A 17,470-nucleotide genomic window follows, 5' to 3' on the forward strand; every position below is an offset into this window, starting at 1 on the left:
TAAATGAATTTCCCTTGCGTAGGGAAGAGCAAAAATACATATATATCTGTTTTGGAAAAAGAATTGAATTAAGAATCGCCCAAAAATGAGCTATTGAATGCCAATGGTAGAATATCGGACATGGAATTGCATTTATTAACGGGTCCAGATTCCGAACTTAACAATAGTGAGATTGGTGATCGCTGTTTTTGTTCATATTCTATGATGGACTGCCTACAGTTACCACAGGGAGCTGCGGGCGAACTTATCCCATCCTTGGACGATGATGCGCAAATAGCAATAGTCTTTACAGCTATACCAGGATATTTGGCTCCTGCATGAAAAATGGCCACCCGTTCGGCACAAAGACCGGCAGGATAAGATGCATTTTCTTGATTGCTGCCAATAATGACCTCACCGTTTTCCAGCAATACCGCGGCCCCAACCCTGAACTTGGAATAGGGGGCATAAGCATTCTCCCTAGCCTTGGCAGCTTCTTGTAACAATTTTTGGTCGTTTTGTGACAACTCCGATGCATCATCAAAAACAAGCAATTCAAAACCGATTTTCCTTTTTTCCATGTAATCTTTGGATATATTCAAAAATAAAAAAAACCTGCCCCAACGGACAGGTTTTCAATGATATATTTTAATACTAACTAATCGTTGAAGAATTCCTCTCCAAAATCAAAGCTAAGAGAGAAACGCAATGTGTTTTCCAAAGGATTTCTGACCTGTGAGGTCGAGAACAGATAGGAAAGGTCTATTTGGGCCGATTTAAATTTGAAGCCTGCCCCCAATGTAAAGAACTTGCGGGAACCTTTTTCCTCGCTTTCGTTAAAGTACCCGCTTCGCAACATAAAGGCTTCCCTAAATCGATACTCGGCACCAAGTGCCCAAGTCACCTCTTTCAATTCTTCGCTGAAACCATCCGGGGCATCTCCAAAGGATTCGAAAACTCCGTTGAAGAAACTTATGTTCTGATATTCATCGTTGTCTTCCGTGGTGATCTGACCGTCCCCATTAAAATCCCTTGGTGTCGGGACCAATAGTTTGTTAAACTCTGTATTGATGGCCAATATATTGTCTTGATCAAAAATAAAATCAAAACCAACTCCCAGTTTCAGGTTGGTCGGCAAAAAGTTTTCTTGCCCTCCCTCATCATACTGAAGCGAACCTCCCAAATTGGAGATATTGAATCCAGCTCTCCAACGTCCATCGTAATTACTGTATGCAATTTCCCTGGACCTGTAAAATCCTGCAACATCCACCGCAAATGCATTGGCTGCTTGTGAATCTTGCACACCGTCCTGGAATCTTAGATTTGAACTTATAAACCTACCACCAACGGCCATGGAAAATGTTGGGCTCAATTTTAAGGAATAGGAACCATCCAGAGCAAACTCGTTGGGTTTCACCAAAGTTGGATCTTGATCTATGGTTTGCCTTAATTCTATTTCACCCAATCCAAAATAACGCAATCCAAATGCAAAAGCACTTTGGTCGTTAAGCTTGTTGTAATAATTGGCATTTAACAAGGAAACATCGTTTACAATGGTTTCCAAGTACGGGGTATAACTTATCCCTACCCCTGATTTTTTATTGGCAAAAGCATATTTGGCTGGGTTCCACTGCTGGGAATATGCATCAAAGGAGGTGGCAACACCCATATCCCCCATACCGGAGGCCCGCGCATCGGCTGCAATGGTCAAAAATGGAACTGCTGTAGTGATCGCCCTTTCTTGTTGTGCGCTCATCGATGTAGCACCTACGATGACCAGCAACACCAATACGAGTAACTTTCTCATTCTAAGTATTTAGCGTTTAGTAAAGTTATTGAATCCAAAATAATTCCTTTGGACTTATTACACATTAACGGTCTTTTGAGGAAATTCTTATATAGAAGGACATATTTCTAATACCGAATGTCCAAATCGTCTCTATTTTGATTAAAAGGCAAAAAAAATAAGCACACTTATCTTTCTTGACCGTTAAAAACCGATTTCTCCATACTATTTTGGAACCTTCTCCGTTACTGAAATGTAGCATGCCGCAATTTTCGGGTGTTACAAATATTTGATGAGCACAAAATATAATGGTAAAAACGCCGTTCTAATGCCATCGAAAGATTTAAAAAAATCAAAACAAGTCGAAGATACTGAGGGTAAAAACCCTGATTTTTAAAGTACTCAAGCCCAAATTATGAAAAAACACTTAATCAAAGTTGTACTTTCTTGCGCCGTAGTGATGGGAAGTTTTTCCAGTTGTAAAAACTCATCCTCATCAAAGAACGTCTCCAGAGCCACTGGTTGGAAAATTAATGCCAAAGAGGGAGGTTTTCAATACAATTCGGATTTTAAAGAGCAAGAAACGCCTCCAGGAACCGTATTTGTAGAGGGTGGAACTTTTACCAAAGGTAAAGTCCAGGACGACATTATGCACGATTGGAACAATACGCCAACACAGCAGCACGTCCAGTCATTCTACATGGATGAGACCGAAGTAACCAACGTAATGTACCTAGAGTACTTGGATTATCTAAAGGCGGTATACCCTCCAGATGACCCAAAATACGCCAACATATACGAAGGTGCCCTGCCAGATACATTGGTTTGGAGAAACCGATTGGGCTTTAACGAAACAATGACAAACAACTACCTAAGACACCCAGCATATGCCGAGTATCCCGTGGTAGGTGTCAACTGGGTGCAGGCTACACAATATGCCGAATGGAGAACCGACAGGGTGAACGAGGTAATGCTCGAAAGGGAGGGCTACCTTGCCGACGATACCAAATACAAGGTGTTGAACGGAGAACTAGAAGGTACTTTCAGTACTGAGGCCTACTTAAACAATCCAGAATCTGTTTATGGAGGTGAAATTGATTCGCTTCAAGGAAAACAAAAGAAAGATTCCATCAACTCCTTTGCCAAAAGAAGCAGCGGGGTAATTATGCCAGAATACAGACTCCCTACTGAAACTGAATGGGAATACGCTGCGCAGGCACTTGTTGGAACTAGGGAATACAACAACTATAGAGGTAGAAAAAAATATCCTTGGGAAGGTGACTATACCCGTAACGGTCAACGTGTGGGAAGAGGGGACCAATTGGCCAACTTTAAACAAGGAAAAGGTGATTACGGAGGTATTGCCGGATGGTCCGACGATGGTGCCGACATCACAGGTCAAGTAAAATCATACAAGCCTAACGACTTTGGTCTGTACGACATGGCCGGTAACGTAAACGAATGGGTTGCGGATGTTTACCGTCCTATTGTTGATGATGAGATAAGTGATTTCAACTACTACCGTGGAAACGTTTTCATGAAAAAAGCCATCGGCGAAGATGGAAAAGTGGAAATATTGAGGGATGAAATTGTATACGATACCTTGCCAAATGGTAAAATCGTAGCTATCAATCTTCCTGGAGAAATCAAAGAAGTTGCGGTTACAGAGGAAGAAACCTACCTAAGAACCAACTTCGATAAAAGCGACAACAGAGGTTTTAGAGATGGAGACCCAGGTTCTTCAAGGTTCTTTGACCGCTTTAGCGAAGAAGATGGAGATACCCAAAAAATGTACGACTCCCCTAATCACAAAGTTGAGCGCAACGAGGATGGTGAGATTGTTCGCCAGTATGACGAATCCAACTACAGAACATCCTTGATCAACAACGAGGTTCGCGTGTACAAAGGTGGATCATGGAGAGACCGTGCTTATTGGTTGGATCCTGCACAACGTAGATACTTGCCACAATATATGGCAACAGACGATATCGGCTTTAGATGTGCCATGTCCAGAGTTGGATCTAAATCCAGATCTAAAAAGACAGTACGTCACAAAAAAGCGAGATAAAAAACTTCTTGAGTATTTTAAAAGCCCCGGCCAAAAAGGTCGGGGCTTTTTTTTATCTTCGATTTATGACGATAAAAGAATTGCACGCTCTATTTTTAGAGCATCCCCATATATGTACGGACACGAGGAAAATCACCAAAAATTGTCTGTTCTTTGCCTTAAAAGGCCCCAATTTTAATGGTAATAAGTTTGCTCAGGAAGCCTTGGACAAAGGTGCCGCCTATGCTATTATTGATGAGGAAGAATTTAAAACTTCCGAGCGGCTTGTTCTTTGTGATGGCGTCTTGGAGACCTTACAAAAATTGGCAACTTACCATAGAAAGTATTCCAGCGCAAAAATCATATCCCTGACCGGGAGCAATGGTAAAACCACCACCAAGGAACTTATCCATGCGGTTATCTCCAAAAAATACAGGACCATAGCCACACAAGGCAACCTCAACAACCATATTGGGGTTCCATTGACCCTATTGTCCATAAAAGAGGATACTGAAATCGCCATTGTGGAAATGGGCGCCAACCATCAAAAGGAAATCGAGTTCCTATGCAGCATTGCCCAGCCAGATTTTGGTTATATCACCAATTTTGGACAGGCCCATTTGGAAGGTTTTGGAGGTGTGGAGGGCGTCATTAAAGGAAAAAGTGAGATGTACGACCACCTCATATCCCAGAACAACTCTATTTTCTTTAATGCAGATGATGGAATTCAGAAGGAAAAATTGGCCAACTACACCAAAAAGATGGGCTTTAGCTCCAGTGACCATCAATATTATCAAATAAAGTTCCTTGGGGTTGACCCTTACGTTTCTTTAGAGGTTGAGGGAACACAAATAAATACGCAACTGGTGGGCAAATACAACTTTACCAATTGCTGCGCCGCCATTCTGATGGGGAAATATTTTAATGTGCCCTTGACAGACATCAAAACAGCCATTGAAAGCTACCGACCAGAAAACAATAGATCACAGCTACTTTCCAAAAACGGTTTTGATATCGTTCTTGATGCATACAACGCAAACCCTACGAGTATGAGGGCTGCCTTGGAAAACTTCAGCCTGATGAAGGCCAAAAGAAAAACTTTGATCATTGGAGATATGTTCGAACTTGGAAGCACGGCTGCTGAAGAACATCAATCCATTGCCGACCTCGCAGAAAACCTTCATTTTGACCAAATCTATTTGGTAGGCGAGAATTTCTATGGAACCAAGACTTCTTTGAGTAAATTCAAATCGTTTGATGCCTTAAAAGAGCATCTGACAAAGCATCCTTTGGAAAAAGCATCACTCCTCATTAAAGGTTCGCGGGGAATGGCCTTGGAACGTGTTTTGGAGGTGTTATGATTGGTCGTTACCGTTTATAAAACCATGAATCCGAGTTTTTATGTGCCTCATTCTCATCATTTGGACGAAACGAGAAGCTCCCTGACATCTACATCCAAGGCTTTTGCAATTTGAAAAAGCGTTTCAACTCTTGGTTGCATGTCATTCCTACACCATTTTGAAATTGTTGTCCGGTTCATATCCAATTCATCAGCCAACCAATTATTGGTTTTTCCCTTCTCAGCCAAAACTGCTTTTATACGATTGAATACTTCTTTTTCCATGTTGGGAAGTTGTTCCGTATCAAAAATAGTCACTTAACCCTATATGCTGTTGGGTTAATTTTATGCTTTATTATATTTATTAAAGTATTTTTTATATTTTAATATTGCTTTTAACGATTCAAATAAATATTTTAAAGTGTTTTTTGAATACAATCACAGACCATGAGTAAAAGGTTCACCAAATCAGACCTAGAACAAATCATCAGCCTACAACAAGAAAGCCTAGAGGCCATGCAAAAAGTATTGGGCGGTTTACGCAACCAAAACGATCGCTTGGAGCGCAGTAACCAAAAACTAAGAAAAAGGATTTCGGAATATGAGTAGAAAAAGTGGGATATACTGGATTCGAACCAGTGACCTCTGCCCTGTCAAGGCAGCGCTCTAAACCAACTGAGCTAATATCCCTTTGAAAACGGGGTGCAATATCGGAAATTAATCCCAATCTCCATACTCCGCAGAGTTCTTTGATGTCTCGTGCAAGGTAATATGCAATAATTGTCCCTTTTTAAGACTCGGTTTTAGGATATCATAAATAACTTTTACGAAGTACTCTGTTGTCGGGAGCAGATTTTTAAACTCCGGACAATCCTCGTTCAGGTTCTTATGATCAAAGCGTTCCTCTACCTCATCTTTTATCAATGCCCCAAGTTCTGCAAGGTCCATCACAAAACCGGTATCCGGGTCAACCTCTCCCTTTATCCGTACCTCAAGGTCAAAATTATGACCGTGAAAACTAGGACTGTTGCACTTTCCGAACACTTCAATGTTCTTTTCCTTGCTCCATTTTGGGTTATGAAGCCTGTGTGCGGCATTAAAATGTGCTTTTCTACAAATCGTGGCAATCATGCTGCAAAGTTAAGTTCTTTTTCTGCAATCATATTTTATTGATTCAAAAAAATATGCAAAAGGATCCTGAACCTTTCGATTTCAAATTGAAATTCAAACTTGTTCTTGTTAACTTTATGCAATAGGTCAAAAACCTTCAAAATAACATACGAAATAAAAAATACTACACTATGAAAATTACCTTTTTAGGACATGCTTGTTTCCTGATTGAGATGAACGGAAAACACATTTTGTTCGACCCGTTTATCACCGGCAACGAAATGGCATCCGATGTTAACATTGACGACCTTAAAGTTGATTACATTTTTCTGACCCATGGGCATCAAGATCATGTTCTGGATGTAGAGGCCATTGCCAAGAACAATCCAGATGCTTTATTGGTTTCTAATTTTGAAGTGGTAAGCTGGTTTGGAAACAAGGGTATTGACGGACACGGGATGAATCATGGAGGGAAATATACCTTTGATTTTGGAACGGCCAAATACGTAACTGCCATTCATTCCAGTATGCTGCCCGATGGGAGCAATGGAGGAAATCCGGGAGGGTTTGTTCTATGGGATGAATCGAAATGTATTTATATTGCAGGAGATACCGCGCTGACCAAGGACATGGAACTGATTCCCATGACCTGCCCGAAACTTGATATGGCTATTTTGCCCATTGGCGACAATTTTACCATGGGGTACGAGGATGCATCAATTGCCAGTGATTTTGTGGAATGCGACCAGATAATCGGTTGCCATTACGATACTTTTCCGCCTATAAAATTGGACAAAACCAAAGCCGTTCAATATTTTGAGAAGAAAGGAAAGAAATTGATTCTGCCCGGTATTGGTGAATCTATCTCCATATAAAAACAAATAAGCCCTCGAAAAACCGAGGGCTTATTTAGTTGTTCAAGACAGCATTATGGAGCCTCTACACTATATGTTGAAATTGAAAAGTTACCAGCAGTATCTTTTGAAATGACCTCCACGGAATATTTCCTTGTATTCATGAAAATGATTGGTTCCAAAACGTCAAGGGAGTACTCAACCTCTTCCAACAAAAGATTATTGTCTTCCCATACTTTTACATCGTACACAAGAGCATCACTATCCTCATCACTACCAACCCAACCTACGGACATTTCCATTGTATTCGTATTAAACTCAACATTGATTTCTGCGGCGTAAGGAGCGTAATTACCCACCTGCATTCCCGGAGTTGTAAAAGAATATGAGTTTCCTGGTGTTTCTCCGAACTCGTTCTTTGCCGTAACGGACCAGGTATAGGTTTTTCCTCTTTGAAGTTCCACTTGGGCCTCCGCATTGGGGTAGTTATCGCTAAATATTTCTGAACTGCCATCCAATACAATCAACTTATAACTGTCAGCAAATTGCGCCTCGCTCCAATTAAAGGTAATCAATACCATGGAGTCGTCGGAGGGCACTTCATCATAATCCGAACAAGGTTCACCGTTCACAGGCAATGTTCCCGTTACTTTCAAAGGCAAATCATTGCTGGGTTCTGCCTCTGGAGGTGGTTGCTCTCCTCCACTGCCTCCGCCACACGAAGATAAAATGATAACAATGGAGCAATACATGATTCGAAAAATTGATTTTATCATTTTCATCGCTTTATGATCTTTACGGTTTCCATGCGTCCATTGACCTCCATTTGCAAGAAATAGATTCCGGATTTCAAGGTGGAAACATCTATACTTTTGTTATTTTGATTAAAGTTGATTGCCCTCACAAGTCTTCCATCCAAGCCAAAAATCTTTGTATCAATATTGCTTTTATCGGTTATAATATTTACAAAGGATGATGTTATGGTCGGATACACTTGAATGGCGTCTCCAATAAAAAAGCTATCGGACACAATGCCTTGGCAAGCCTTCTCACCTGAAATGGAAACTTCACTTTGACCGTACAAGTTCTCAATCAGAATGTTTTGTCTTCCTGTATTTTCAAAGGAGTAGCTTTTTTTCTCCCCATTTATCAAAACATCATAATTCTTACTTCCAGCTACCTCATATAAAACGGTACCATTTGTGGAATCGGTCGAAGCTCTTTTTCCCGTTATGGAAGACAAACTATTTATGGTAATCCCAACGGTTTGTTCAAACAAATTTTCAGGCACTGTAATAGAGATGGAATATGTGCCGGGCGCTAACCCTCCGATTTGAAATTCCTGCTCGGATGCTACATCATCAAATTGATTCGAGTAAGAATCGCCAGATATGGATATATCCATCAAATGTCCTGGTACATTCATCAAAATATTTACTGCTCCATCCGCACTATCGACACAACTAGGTGTCAACACATAAACCTGGACAGCATCAGCTGGAATAATCTCACATCCATATTCATCCACTATAGCACCTATCCTAGTACCCAAGCAAAAGTCGAACTGATCTAAAACTCCGTCGTTATCATTATCCTGATTACACCCAAAAAATCTACCGCCATCGACGATCGTCCATCCAAAACCATCAATTAAGCTCTGTCGTGCTTCTTCAGACTCGCAATATTGACTTGAGCCAGCGTTCAAAACAACGTTGTTTTGTTTTAAGGGCAAGTTATTCCAACCAATCAATGTTTTGTCGTAATTATATAAGGATAATCCTGCATTTAAAAAAAGGTAATCCATATTGGTAACATTACTTATTTCCCACTCTCCTAAGTTTTGATCAAAAGAAGTGGCATCAACAAACATTCCACTCATTTCGATTACACTTGAGGTATCCCAATTTGAAATATCTTGATTAAAATTGACGGCATCCGAAAACATTCCGCCCATAGTGCGTGCACTTGAGGTATCCCAATTGTTCAAAGGTTGATTAAAAGGTGTTTCAGCGAATGCAGAATGAAAATCAATTACATTGGAAACATCCCAATTATTCAAGGGTTGATTAAAGGAAGATGCATGTCCAAAAACAACCCCAAGATTGGTTACACTGCTTACATCCCAGTCATTTAAGTTTTGATTAAAAGCCTTGGCTCCCGCAAAGGTTCCATTTAAACTGGTGACATTGGAAACATCCCAATTCGAAATATCTTGATTGAATAAATCCGTTGTGTTGAATGCAGCCACTAGATTGGTAATATTGGATACGTCCCAAGAATTCATCGATTCGTTTCCTATAAGTGACCTGCATCCCCTAAACATATACACTAGACTAGTGACCCGACTAAAATCTGGAAGATCCAAAGCTGTAACATCCAAATTAGCACAACCATGAAATGCAGATTCCATTGATGTCCATTCGATAGAACCCCATTGATTCACGTCCATTATTTTATCACTATCATTGGTTGTTTCATTGAAGGTTAAATCATCAAAATAAATCCTTGGAAAATCGCCTCTAATCGAAACTTGATAGGTTCCTGCAGTTGCATACGTATGTGTAATGTCGCCTGTTATATTTTCATCAAAAGTACCATCGCCCCAAGCAACAGTATAGTTGTAGGTTTCATCAGGATGGGTAGGAATTGTAATTTGATTATCCGCCGAAATTCCAGGGTTGTCTGTTTTCCATGTAGTCACAAAAAAGCACTCTCCATTGGCACCTGCATCGTCTATTACCCATCCATAGGTGTCAATTAAATACTGCCTCTCATCCTCGGCACTACAATAATAATTGTCCGGAGCCCCCAATTGCACCCCATTCTTTAAAGATGGCAACTGACTCCAACCTATCAAGATTTTATCATAATTGGTATTTGAAAGGCCAGAGCCCTTGAACAAATTCGTCATATTCTCCATTGCTTGGACATTCCAATTGCTCAAATCTTGATTAAACGATTCAGCTTCTTCGAACATTCCATTGAAATCTCTCTTTCCAGTAACATTCCACTCCCCAATAGGGATATTGAAATTGCTGGCTCCTCTGAACATAAAGTTCATATATGTAGCCTTTTCAATATCCCAATTTGCAATAGAAACGTTCCCCTCTAAAGATTTGGCATCCCAAAACATTCCGGTTAATGAAACCCCTCTTGAAAAATCGGGTATATCCGTTGCCGTAACATCCATATTTTCACACCCTGCGAATGCCAAATCCATTGACTTCCAACGGTTGGAACCCCATTGATCCACGGACAACAATTTTAAATCGTCAGAGGTTTGGGGGCCAAATTCATAACCGTTGAAATATATTCTGGGAAATTTTCCAGTAATCGACACCTCATATACTCCCGGCTGTGCATAAGTATGGGTAATGTCTCCAGTAACTGCTTCATCAAAAGTACCATCGCCCCAATCTACCCTATAATCATAAATATCTGTTGCACTCGTGGGTATGGTAATTTGGTTGTCATTTGAAGGGCCTGGGTTATCCGTCTTCCAAATAGTGACAAAAGGCACTTCGGGTTCACAGTCAATCCCATAATCGTTTATGGTCCAGCCGTAATCATTGATTAAAGTAGCTCTTTCGTTTTCGGCCGTACAGTATATTGCATCATTGGCCCCTAAAGTAACGCCCGTCTTTAATCCTGGAAGTTGCGACCAAGCAATCAGTATAGCATCATAATCTTCTCTGGATAAATCCGAATCATCGAAAGCATTACTCATATCCAACACATTGGAAATATCCCATGAACTTAAATCTTGATCAAAGTGGCCTTGACTAAAGGCGTGCCGCATACTTACCAGATTAGTAACATTCCAACCGGTAATATCATGATCAAAATAGGTGCTGTTGAATATGAAATCAATATTAACCACACTGCTAACGTCCCAAGACGAAACATCCTGATTGAACATACCGCTGCTAAACAGCCCCGCCATATTCACTACATTGCTAACGTCCCATGAATTAATGTTCTTATTAAAACTAGAACTAAAAAACATATAGGACATATCCTCTACATTGCTCACATCCCAAGACGAAATATCCTGATTAAATGAAGACCTATCGAACATGTTGGACATATCGGTAATTGTGCTTACGTCCCAATCGTTAAAATTTTCTACCCCATTAAAATTAGGGTACTCACGATTAGTATAATTAAATGAATAATTACAATAGAAAAACATTCTCCTCAAACTCGTCACATTGGACAGGTTGGGTACGTCATTAGCCCCAACCGATATATTTGTGCAACCCGCAAAAGCGGACTCCATAGAAGTCCATTGAATATTCCCCCATTGTTTGATGTTTAGGATCTTGTCCTTATCCCCCGATTCGTTGAAATAAATTCTGGGAAATGTCCCTTCAATCGAAACCTGATATATGCCCGGGACATTATAAGTATGTGTAATACTTCCGGTAACATTGGTATCGGAATTTCCATCACCCCAATCCACAGTATAATTATAGGTTTCTCCTGTAAAAGTGGGAACTGTAATTTGATTGTCCGCAGAAGAGCCGGGGTTGTCTGTTTTCCATGTTGTAATAAATTCTGTTTGGGCAGATACAAAGAAGTGAATCAAACCCAACAGAATAGAGGTTAGTGTTTTTTTCATGTGCTAGTTTAACTCTTGTAACTTACTAATATCCTATCACTTTACGAAGAAGCATTCGATATAAGGTATTATTTTTCTTATGAAATCTTTTTTTAAAATGTATCAGACCCTAAATTTTTATCCGGTGCGTCATCAAAATTAGTACGACTGATTATGCCAATGATAAAAAACAGCTTTGCGTCCAATTAAGATAAACAACCCTGTCATTCATCGAACAAAATGACGATCATCATAACACGATCATCTTTTATTATTTGATGTACCATGTTAGTTTTGTAGTATTCCACGGTAAATAGAAGCTAAAGTTTATAAATGGAAGAAACAAAGGGCCAAGGTAAAGAGACTGAACGGTTGTTGCGATTACTGGAAGAGGAACAAAACCTCGATGGAGAGGCCTTGTCCCGACTTTTGGCCCTACAAAAACTGGACAAATTAAAACTGATTGCAGAAAACACCATGGATGTGGTGTGTTTGCATCATCCTTCCGACGGTCAATATCTGTATGCAAGCCCTTCCACTGAACGTATCATGGGATATACTTCGGAGGATCTTAAAGGAAAAGTCCCTTTTGACTTTATCCATCCTGAACAATATTCCAAACTACTGAAAAATGTTTCCAACTCTTCGGTAGGCTTCTCCTCTATGCCTGAAAAATTGGAACTTAAATTCAGGACAAAGTACCATGGTTATCAATGGTTCGAAGGATACACCAAGCCTATTTTTGACAAAAAAGGAAATGTGCTACTGGTATTGAGCTGTACCCGGAACATTCAGGACAGAAAATTGGCCGAATTGGAAAGGAAGGAAAAAGAAATAATCCAACAGAATCTTCTGCTATCTTCTATATTATTTGAGAAAAAAAAGCACATTATCAAAAAAATAGAACATCGGATATTGGAGGTTGAACCGCACACGAGAAAAGAATTAAGAAGCATCCTGTGCCATATCCAGGAAACCATGAACCTTGATGAGGATTGGGAGGATTTTATGATGCACTATAAAAAAGTACATCCCGATTTTTATTCTAAACTATCAACCCACTACCCCAATCTTTCCCAAAAGGATATGAAACACTTGGCCTTTATTAAGATTGGGATGACCTCATCGGATGTTTCCAGGATTATGATGGTCAAAAAAGAAAGTTTGAGAGTGATAAGGAACCGATTGAAAAAAAAATTGGGATTGAACGTCTCCGAAGACCTGATTACTTTTGTACAGCGTCTTTAGGTAAAACTAATAGTTTTATTGAGCCCAATGGCCGATTCCTGCGGTCAAAAATTTTCATCATCTGATTTTTAGTATAAATAGTTGGTTACTCCCGTGTCAGCACATAAGATTTTCCACTTTGGGAAATCGTCATTTCTCCCGTATCGGGAAAGAATTTGAGCACAATGTCGGCTGGCTCATATTTAAACTCACCTTTTGCAGTGGCCTCCATCTTCATTTTGGCACCCCCTTTGGCCTGTACAACCAATTGGTTCCCAGATTTGGTGACCATCAATTTTACAGGAAAGGTACTACTGGAATATACCCCCAAATAGGCGTTCAATTCCTTTGCCTTTGTATGGTAAACCCTAAAGTCAGGGATACTAAAGTGTCTTCCGTAAAGGGCATTGACCAAAGTTACCGTTATGGCATTCAAGTTGTAGTTCAACCCATTGGATAAGACTACAAAACCATACCTGTCATCCTCAAAATAGCGCATTGCCCCAATAAAACCATCAATCTCACCATTATGACCATAACTGACATGGTCATAATAAACTATCTTAAACAATCCCATCCCAAATTTATCCCGTATGACCTTCATTTGTGACAAGTTTTCCTCTGCCAATAGGTTGCCTGAAAATAAGGCATCAGCAAAGACCAATAAGTCCGACGGGGTTGAAACGATACCGCCCGCCCCCAATCCGATGGAAGTATTCGTTTCCGCCATGAGTCTCCATTGACCATCATACCTGTAGGAACGGCTCTCCCTTTGATCCTCCTTTATAGTACCACCAAAATAAGTGCGGGCAAGCCCCAGCGGGTCGATAAGTTGCTCCCTCAAAATAGTTGAATAGGACTGTCCGTACACCTTTTCCAAAATGATGGAGAGCAAAACGTAATTGGAATTACTGTACGCCGCCTTAGTTCCCGGTTCAAAAACACTGCCGCCTTCAGCAATGATGTCGACCATTTCAGCCCGATCCATATAAGTGGTACGATACCTGAGATAGTTTTCCTTATCATCGGTGAAATCGAACACACCACTTCGATGATTCAATAATTGGGCAATGGTAATCTTATCAGAATTACTAATGGCAGGGAAATACCCTTCAATGGTATTATCCAAATCGATTAGACCTGCCTCAACGGCCTTAAAAACGAGAACAGCGGTAAACACCTTGGAAATCGAACCGATTCCATAGCTTGTGTTCACATTTGGTTTTTGCCCCAATTCCAAATTGGAATATCCCAACTGTTTATCATAAACAACCTCTCCGTCTTTTAGAATGGCCACGCTGCCCATGAACTTGTCATTTCTTTCCAAAGTATTGAAATAGGCATCCAACCTATTTACATCCATATCTTGTGCAAAAGTTCCATTCGAGAACATTCCCAACAGCAACTTTGCACAAAGCATCGAGATGATTTTAAATGATAACGTCTTACCAAACATTTAACAGAACTTTTTTAACGCCTTTTGATTTTTAAAAGGTAAATGATCCTCCCCATACCTTATCAGGGTTATCCAAAATATGCTCGGTTATTTGCTTTAACGATGGAACCGTTGCACCCAACTTGTCCAGGGCCTCCTCTATCGACATCCAATCGGAATTTCACACTTCATTATAGACCAAACTTACCTTGAAGGTCCCCGACCAGTTTATTGGGATCATAGCCCAAACCGTTCTTGAACACAGTATTTACCTTATATATCACAGATGGGTCATTGATCAAAATTCCGTCCAAACTGACAAAATCCGCATTTTTACCAACCGCTATCGAGCCAATATCATTTTTTTCAAGCGCTTTTGCACCATTGCCGGTCATGACCTGAATCGCTTCCTCAGTGCTAAAACCAGCTTCTCTTAGCAACTCAAAATTCCGTTGATCCCCAAATCCAGGTACGATATGCCTGCCTGCATCCACTCCACTGCACAATAGGCCGCCCATTTCATGGAACTGTCGTTCAAAAGCCATAATACGCTGCAAGCGTTTCTCGCGGGTCAGGTCACTTTTTGATTGTTGCGCCTCCTTGCTCCGCCTTTCATACTGATCGAGCAAATAAGGGGACATTACCGATTTGGCCCTATCATCCAAATAGATTCTGTTGGGCACACTGGCTTCATAAATGGAAAGGGTGGACGTCAAAAACGTACCCCTATCAATCATTTGTTGCTGTAAGGTTTTGACCTTCGGGTCATCTATATTTAATTCATCCATATACTCACGACCTCCCCCACAGACACCATAATTCTTATTGGTCCTAAAATCACTGGCGCTGTTCAATCCATGTTCAATACCATCAATACCGTACCGGGTCGCTTCTTCAAAGGTTACGGAACATAAATGCCCCCTGACCTTGGCCCCATATCCGTGGGCCACATCAATAATCCCCTCAAGATCATCGGGTTCAACATTTCTATAAACCTTGATCCATTTGACACCTTTGTTCAACCAATACCCTAATGTATCCTTCAGATGTTTCAAATTTTTGGGTATGATCATGTTCGGGTTGCCACCAGGCCCATTTACAAAAGGTGCACTTGGAACTATATTGGGTCCTATTTTTTCCCCTCGCTCAATTTCATCTGACAACAAAAGTTCCTTTTCCGAATCGGTGGCCCCACAGGTTTGTATCGTTGTCACCCCTGCGGCCAAATACAATTTGGAAGCTATTTCCCCCACATCGGGAAAACCGGGGATATGAAGATGGTTGTGCATACCTACAAGACCTGGTATAATTGTCTTCCCCTGCATGTTCATGATCTTTGCACCTGTAGGGACAACTACTTCATCATCATTTCCGATTGCATGAAACTTTCCTGATTTGACTATAATTGTTCGTTTCTTCTTTGCTGGAGCTCCTGTACCATCAATAATGGTGGCATTACGTAGTACTATGGTTTCATAGTTATGCTTTACATATCTCAAAACACTGTCCGAATACACATTTCTTGTCAATTCCGACTTCACTTTCTTGATTCGATATGGAGCGGAAGCCTTTTTGGAATCTTGTTCAAAAAAAGAGATGCTCGCCAAAACAAAGGCAATATTTAGCAATATGATTTTCTTAGTCATACTTTAACAATCGCTTTATATATAAATTTTCTGCATAGCTCCCCCAATACGTCTTGGCCACCATAGGTCGACAAAAAAGAGCACATACATAAACAATACTTTTCTGGACAACGCTTAAACACTTCAAAACCACGTCTTATTGTTTGACCAATTGATTGTAGGATTCCACCTTTTGTGAAAGTCGAAGCATATGGTTGATACCCAATATAAACAGAAATATAAGCCCAACCATCAAATGTGTCTTTCCAAGATGAATCCAGTTGAAAACGGTAAAAGAGGTCATCGGCACCAGAAAAAATAAGGCCAATACGGCCATTTCTACAGTTACCAAGCCCCATAGTGCTGGTCGGAGTGCTATTTGTATTGATGTGGGGCGTTCCGCTTTTCGAGTTTCCAGCCTCTTCATCAAATCATCGGTGAATCTTTCTGAAGTCTTCACTTCACTTTTCAAAAGTATTTTTTTAAACGCTTTGTCTTCCATAGGTATTCGTTTTAATGTATCACAAAAGGTCTTTGACTTGATCTCCCAATAAATCTTCGAGTGCCTCTTCCATATGCCCCCTGCCCCTGTGCAGGTCTACTTTGACCTTGGAAATTCCAAATCCGGTAATTTCCTGGATCTCCGTGATCGAATGTCCGCACAGATAATGGAGTCTGAGCACCAAGGCCTCATCGGGCCGCAACCGTTCCATGGCCATTACAATATATTTTTTTTGATCCTCCTCCCGGATTGTATCCGTATTAGTGGTTTCCCCAATGTTTGTGGTCTCCTGATTGAAATGTTCCATTTCACGATATTTCTTTTCCTTTTTCAAGGCATTATAGGCCGTATTGACCACAATGCGGTATAGCCAACTGGAAAAGGCGGATTGATGCTTGAAACTACCAGCCTTCTCATATACCTTCACAAAAGCATCCTGAAGCACATCCTCAGCCTTGTCACGATCTTTCATGATGGAATGGGCCAAAGAAAGGGAAAGGTCTTTGTACTTGTTCACCAGTTCAACAAAAGCCCTATCATCTCCTTCCTTGACCCTATCAATCAATTTCGCATCTGTATCGTTATCCCTGATCGCCAAATTTGTTTCTTAAAAAGTGGGCCAGAACCATCCCTATGGCACCAAAAATCAAAATGGTCCCCCATACCAAAAGGTCGGTGGTATTTTCATCCAAGTCCATCGCACTGAACATGGAGGAAACCAAAAGGCCCAAGCCAATTCCCCCCATAATACATCCAATATCAATGAACATCAATCGCTTCGATTTCGCCGGGATTGCCAGCCCGTTTTCAATCATGGCCTTTTTGACCAAATAAGTGTATCGTGCAATGATATATACGATCACTACCAATCCTGACATCAGGACCAGGGCACCTATGGCATCTTGAACATTTTCCATACTATTGTTATTTTTTTTGTTTTATATCTTGTCCCAGAAAGTTACTAGT

16 protein-coding genes and 1 tRNA gene are annotated in these 17,470 nt (G+C 40.6%); 5 read left to right on the plus strand and 12 right to left on the minus strand.

Annotation, left to right across the window (positions count from 1 at the left end):
• Positions 1–68: 68 nt before the first annotated feature.
• Together cdd and porV are read right to left on the minus strand one after the other, a co-directional pair.
• A complete protein-coding gene (gene cdd / locus J0656_RS14465) occupies positions 69–575 on the minus strand; it encodes a cytidine deaminase (RefSeq protein WP_335622055.1) in 507 nt (168 codons plus the stop codon).
• 62 nt (positions 576–637) lie between these two features.
• Entirely contained in the window at positions 638–1,786 is a 1,149-nt protein-coding gene (gene porV / locus J0656_RS14470) for a type IX secretion system outer membrane channel protein PorV (RefSeq protein ID WP_207035114.1), read from the minus strand.
• 394 nt (positions 1,787–2,180) lie between these two features.
• Here porV and gldJ point away from each other — a divergent pair, with 394 nt between their 5' ends.
• Both gldJ and J0656_RS14480 read left to right on the plus strand, forming a co-directional pair.
• A complete protein-coding gene (gene gldJ, locus J0656_RS14475; protein WP_207035117.1) occupies positions 2,181–3,833 on the plus strand; it encodes a gliding motility lipoprotein GldJ in 1,653 nt (550 codons plus the stop codon).
• A gap of 65 nt (positions 3,834–3,898) precedes the next feature.
• Positions 3,899–5,173: a UDP-N-acetylmuramoyl-tripeptide--D-alanyl-D-alanine ligase gene (locus tag J0656_RS14480; protein ID WP_207035120.1), complete on the plus strand. Its 1,275-nt coding sequence runs from the start codon at positions 3,899–3,901 to the stop codon at positions 5,171–5,173.
• Between the two features lie 56 nt (positions 5,174–5,229).
• Here the strand turns inward: J0656_RS14480 and J0656_RS14485 are convergent, their stop codons facing one another.
• Complete coding sequence (locus J0656_RS14485) at positions 5,230–5,436, minus strand: helix-turn-helix transcriptional regulator (protein WP_207035122.1); 207 nt, start codon at positions 5,434–5,436, stop codon at positions 5,230–5,232.
• A 162-nt stretch (positions 5,437–5,598) separates the two neighbouring features.
• On the opposite strand from J0656_RS14485, the gene J0656_RS14490 reads away from it, so the two are divergent.
• Positions 5,599–5,760 (plus strand): hypothetical protein, encoded by a 162-nt coding sequence (locus J0656_RS14490; RefSeq protein ID WP_207035124.1) that lies wholly within the window; start codon positions 5,599–5,601, stop codon positions 5,758–5,760.
• Between the two features lie 6 nt (positions 5,761–5,766).
• Here the strand turns inward: J0656_RS14490 and J0656_RS14495 are convergent.
• Positions 5,767–5,841 (minus strand) — tRNA-Val (locus J0656_RS14495).
• Positions 5,842–5,868: 27 nt separating this feature from the next.
• A complete protein-coding gene (locus J0656_RS14500; protein ID WP_207035126.1) occupies positions 5,869–6,282 on the minus strand; it encodes a 6-carboxytetrahydropterin synthase in 414 nt (137 codons plus the stop codon).
• Positions 6,283–6,452: 170 nt separating this feature from the next.
• Here J0656_RS14500 and J0656_RS14505 point away from each other — a divergent pair, with 170 nt between their 5' ends.
• The gene (locus J0656_RS14505) at positions 6,453–7,136 is read left to right on the plus strand and encodes a metal-dependent hydrolase (protein WP_207035128.1); all 684 of its coding nucleotides are present in this window, start codon (positions 6,453–6,455) and stop codon (positions 7,134–7,136) included.
• A 53-nt stretch (positions 7,137–7,189) separates the two neighbouring features.
• Here the strand turns inward: J0656_RS14505 and J0656_RS14510 are convergent, their stop codons facing one another.
• Both J0656_RS14510 and J0656_RS14515 read right to left on the minus strand, forming a co-directional pair.
• Positions 7,190–7,891, minus strand: coding sequence for a hypothetical protein (locus tag J0656_RS14510; protein WP_207035130.1), 702 nt, complete (start codon positions 7,889–7,891; stop codon positions 7,190–7,192).
• A gap of 2 nt (positions 7,892–7,893) precedes the next feature.
• Positions 7,894–11,736: a BspA family leucine-rich repeat surface protein gene (locus J0656_RS14515; RefSeq protein ID WP_207035132.1), complete on the minus strand. Its 3,843-nt coding sequence runs from the start codon at positions 11,734–11,736 to the stop codon at positions 7,894–7,896.
• 312 nt (positions 11,737–12,048) lie between these two features.
• Between J0656_RS14515 and J0656_RS14520 the strand changes: the two genes are divergently transcribed.
• Complete coding sequence (locus J0656_RS14520) at positions 12,049–12,963, plus strand: PAS domain S-box protein (protein WP_207035134.1); 915 nt, start codon at positions 12,049–12,051, stop codon at positions 12,961–12,963.
• 85 nt (positions 12,964–13,048) lie between these two features.
• Here the strand turns inward: J0656_RS14520 and J0656_RS14525 are convergent, their stop codons facing one another.
• From J0656_RS14525 to J0656_RS14545, 5 genes are all read right to left on the minus strand, one after another.
• On the minus strand, positions 13,049–14,362 hold the full coding sequence (locus J0656_RS14525) for a serine hydrolase domain-containing protein (protein WP_207035135.1): 1,314 nt from the start codon (positions 14,360–14,362) through the stop codon (positions 13,049–13,051).
• Positions 14,363–14,568: 206 nt separating this feature from the next.
• The gene (locus tag J0656_RS14530) at positions 14,569–16,023 is read right to left on the minus strand and encodes an amidohydrolase family protein (protein WP_207035138.1); all 1,455 of its coding nucleotides are present in this window, start codon (positions 16,021–16,023) and stop codon (positions 14,569–14,571) included.
• A 136-nt stretch (positions 16,024–16,159) separates the two neighbouring features.
• Positions 16,160–16,504, minus strand: coding sequence for a hypothetical protein (locus tag J0656_RS14535; protein ID WP_207035139.1), 345 nt, complete (start codon positions 16,502–16,504; stop codon positions 16,160–16,162).
• 19 nt (positions 16,505–16,523) lie between these two features.
• Entirely contained in the window at positions 16,524–17,102 is a 579-nt protein-coding gene (locus tag J0656_RS14540) for an RNA polymerase sigma factor (RefSeq protein ID WP_237688953.1), read from the minus strand.
• Entirely contained in the window at positions 17,086–17,421 is a 336-nt protein-coding gene (locus tag J0656_RS14545; protein WP_207035142.1) for a hypothetical protein, read from the minus strand. The genes J0656_RS14540 and J0656_RS14545 overlap by 17 nt, the downstream gene beginning before the upstream one ends.
• Positions 17,422–17,470: the final 49 nt, after the last annotated feature.

Source organism: Flagellimonas aurea, from assembly GCF_017313785.1.
Lineage (GTDB): Bacteria > Bacteroidota > Bacteroidia > Flavobacteriales > Flavobacteriaceae > Flagellimonas > Flagellimonas aurea.

Excerpts from the sequence above, each read along its gene's own strand:
- porV (WP_207035114.1), bottom strand. The coding sequence starts at position 1,786 with ATGAGAAAGTTACTCGTATTGGTGTTGCTGGTCATCGTAGGTGCTACA.
- gldJ (WP_207035117.1), top strand. The coding sequence starts at position 2,181 with ATGAAAAAACACTTAATCAAAGTTGTACTTTCTTGCGCCGTAGTGATG.
- J0656_RS14480 (WP_207035120.1), top strand. The coding sequence starts at position 3,899 with ATGACGATAAAAGAATTGCACGCTCTATTTTTAGAGCATCCCCATATA.
- J0656_RS14485 (WP_207035122.1), bottom strand. The coding sequence starts at position 5,436 with ATGGAAAAAGAAGTATTCAATCGTATAAAAGCAGTTTTGGCTGAGAAG.
- J0656_RS14490 (WP_207035124.1), top strand. The coding sequence starts at position 5,599 with ATGAGTAAAAGGTTCACCAAATCAGACCTAGAACAAATCATCAGCCTA.
- J0656_RS14500 (WP_207035126.1), bottom strand. The coding sequence starts at position 6,282 with ATGATTGCCACGATTTGTAGAAAAGCACATTTTAATGCCGCACACAGG.
- J0656_RS14505 (WP_207035128.1), top strand. The coding sequence starts at position 6,453 with ATGAAAATTACCTTTTTAGGACATGCTTGTTTCCTGATTGAGATGAAC.
- J0656_RS14510 (WP_207035130.1), bottom strand. The coding sequence starts at position 7,891 with ATGATAAAATCAATTTTTCGAATCATGTATTGCTCCATTGTTATCATT.
- J0656_RS14515 (WP_207035132.1), bottom strand. The coding sequence starts at position 11,736 with ATGAAAAAAACACTAACCTCTATTCTGTTGGGTTTGATTCACTTCTTT.
- J0656_RS14520 (WP_207035134.1), top strand. The coding sequence starts at position 12,049 with ATGGAAGAAACAAAGGGCCAAGGTAAAGAGACTGAACGGTTGTTGCGA.
- J0656_RS14525 (WP_207035135.1), bottom strand. The coding sequence starts at position 14,362 with ATGCTTTGTGCAAAGTTGCTGTTGGGAATGTTCTCGAATGGAACTTTT.
- J0656_RS14530 (WP_207035138.1), bottom strand. The coding sequence starts at position 16,023 with ATGACTAAGAAAATCATATTGCTAAATATTGCCTTTGTTTTGGCGAGC.
- J0656_RS14535 (WP_207035139.1), bottom strand. The coding sequence starts at position 16,504 with ATGGAAGACAAAGCGTTTAAAAAAATACTTTTGAAAAGTGAAGTGAAG.
- J0656_RS14545 (WP_207035142.1), bottom strand. The coding sequence starts at position 17,421 with ATGGAAAATGTTCAAGATGCCATAGGTGCCCTGGTCCTGATGTCAGGA.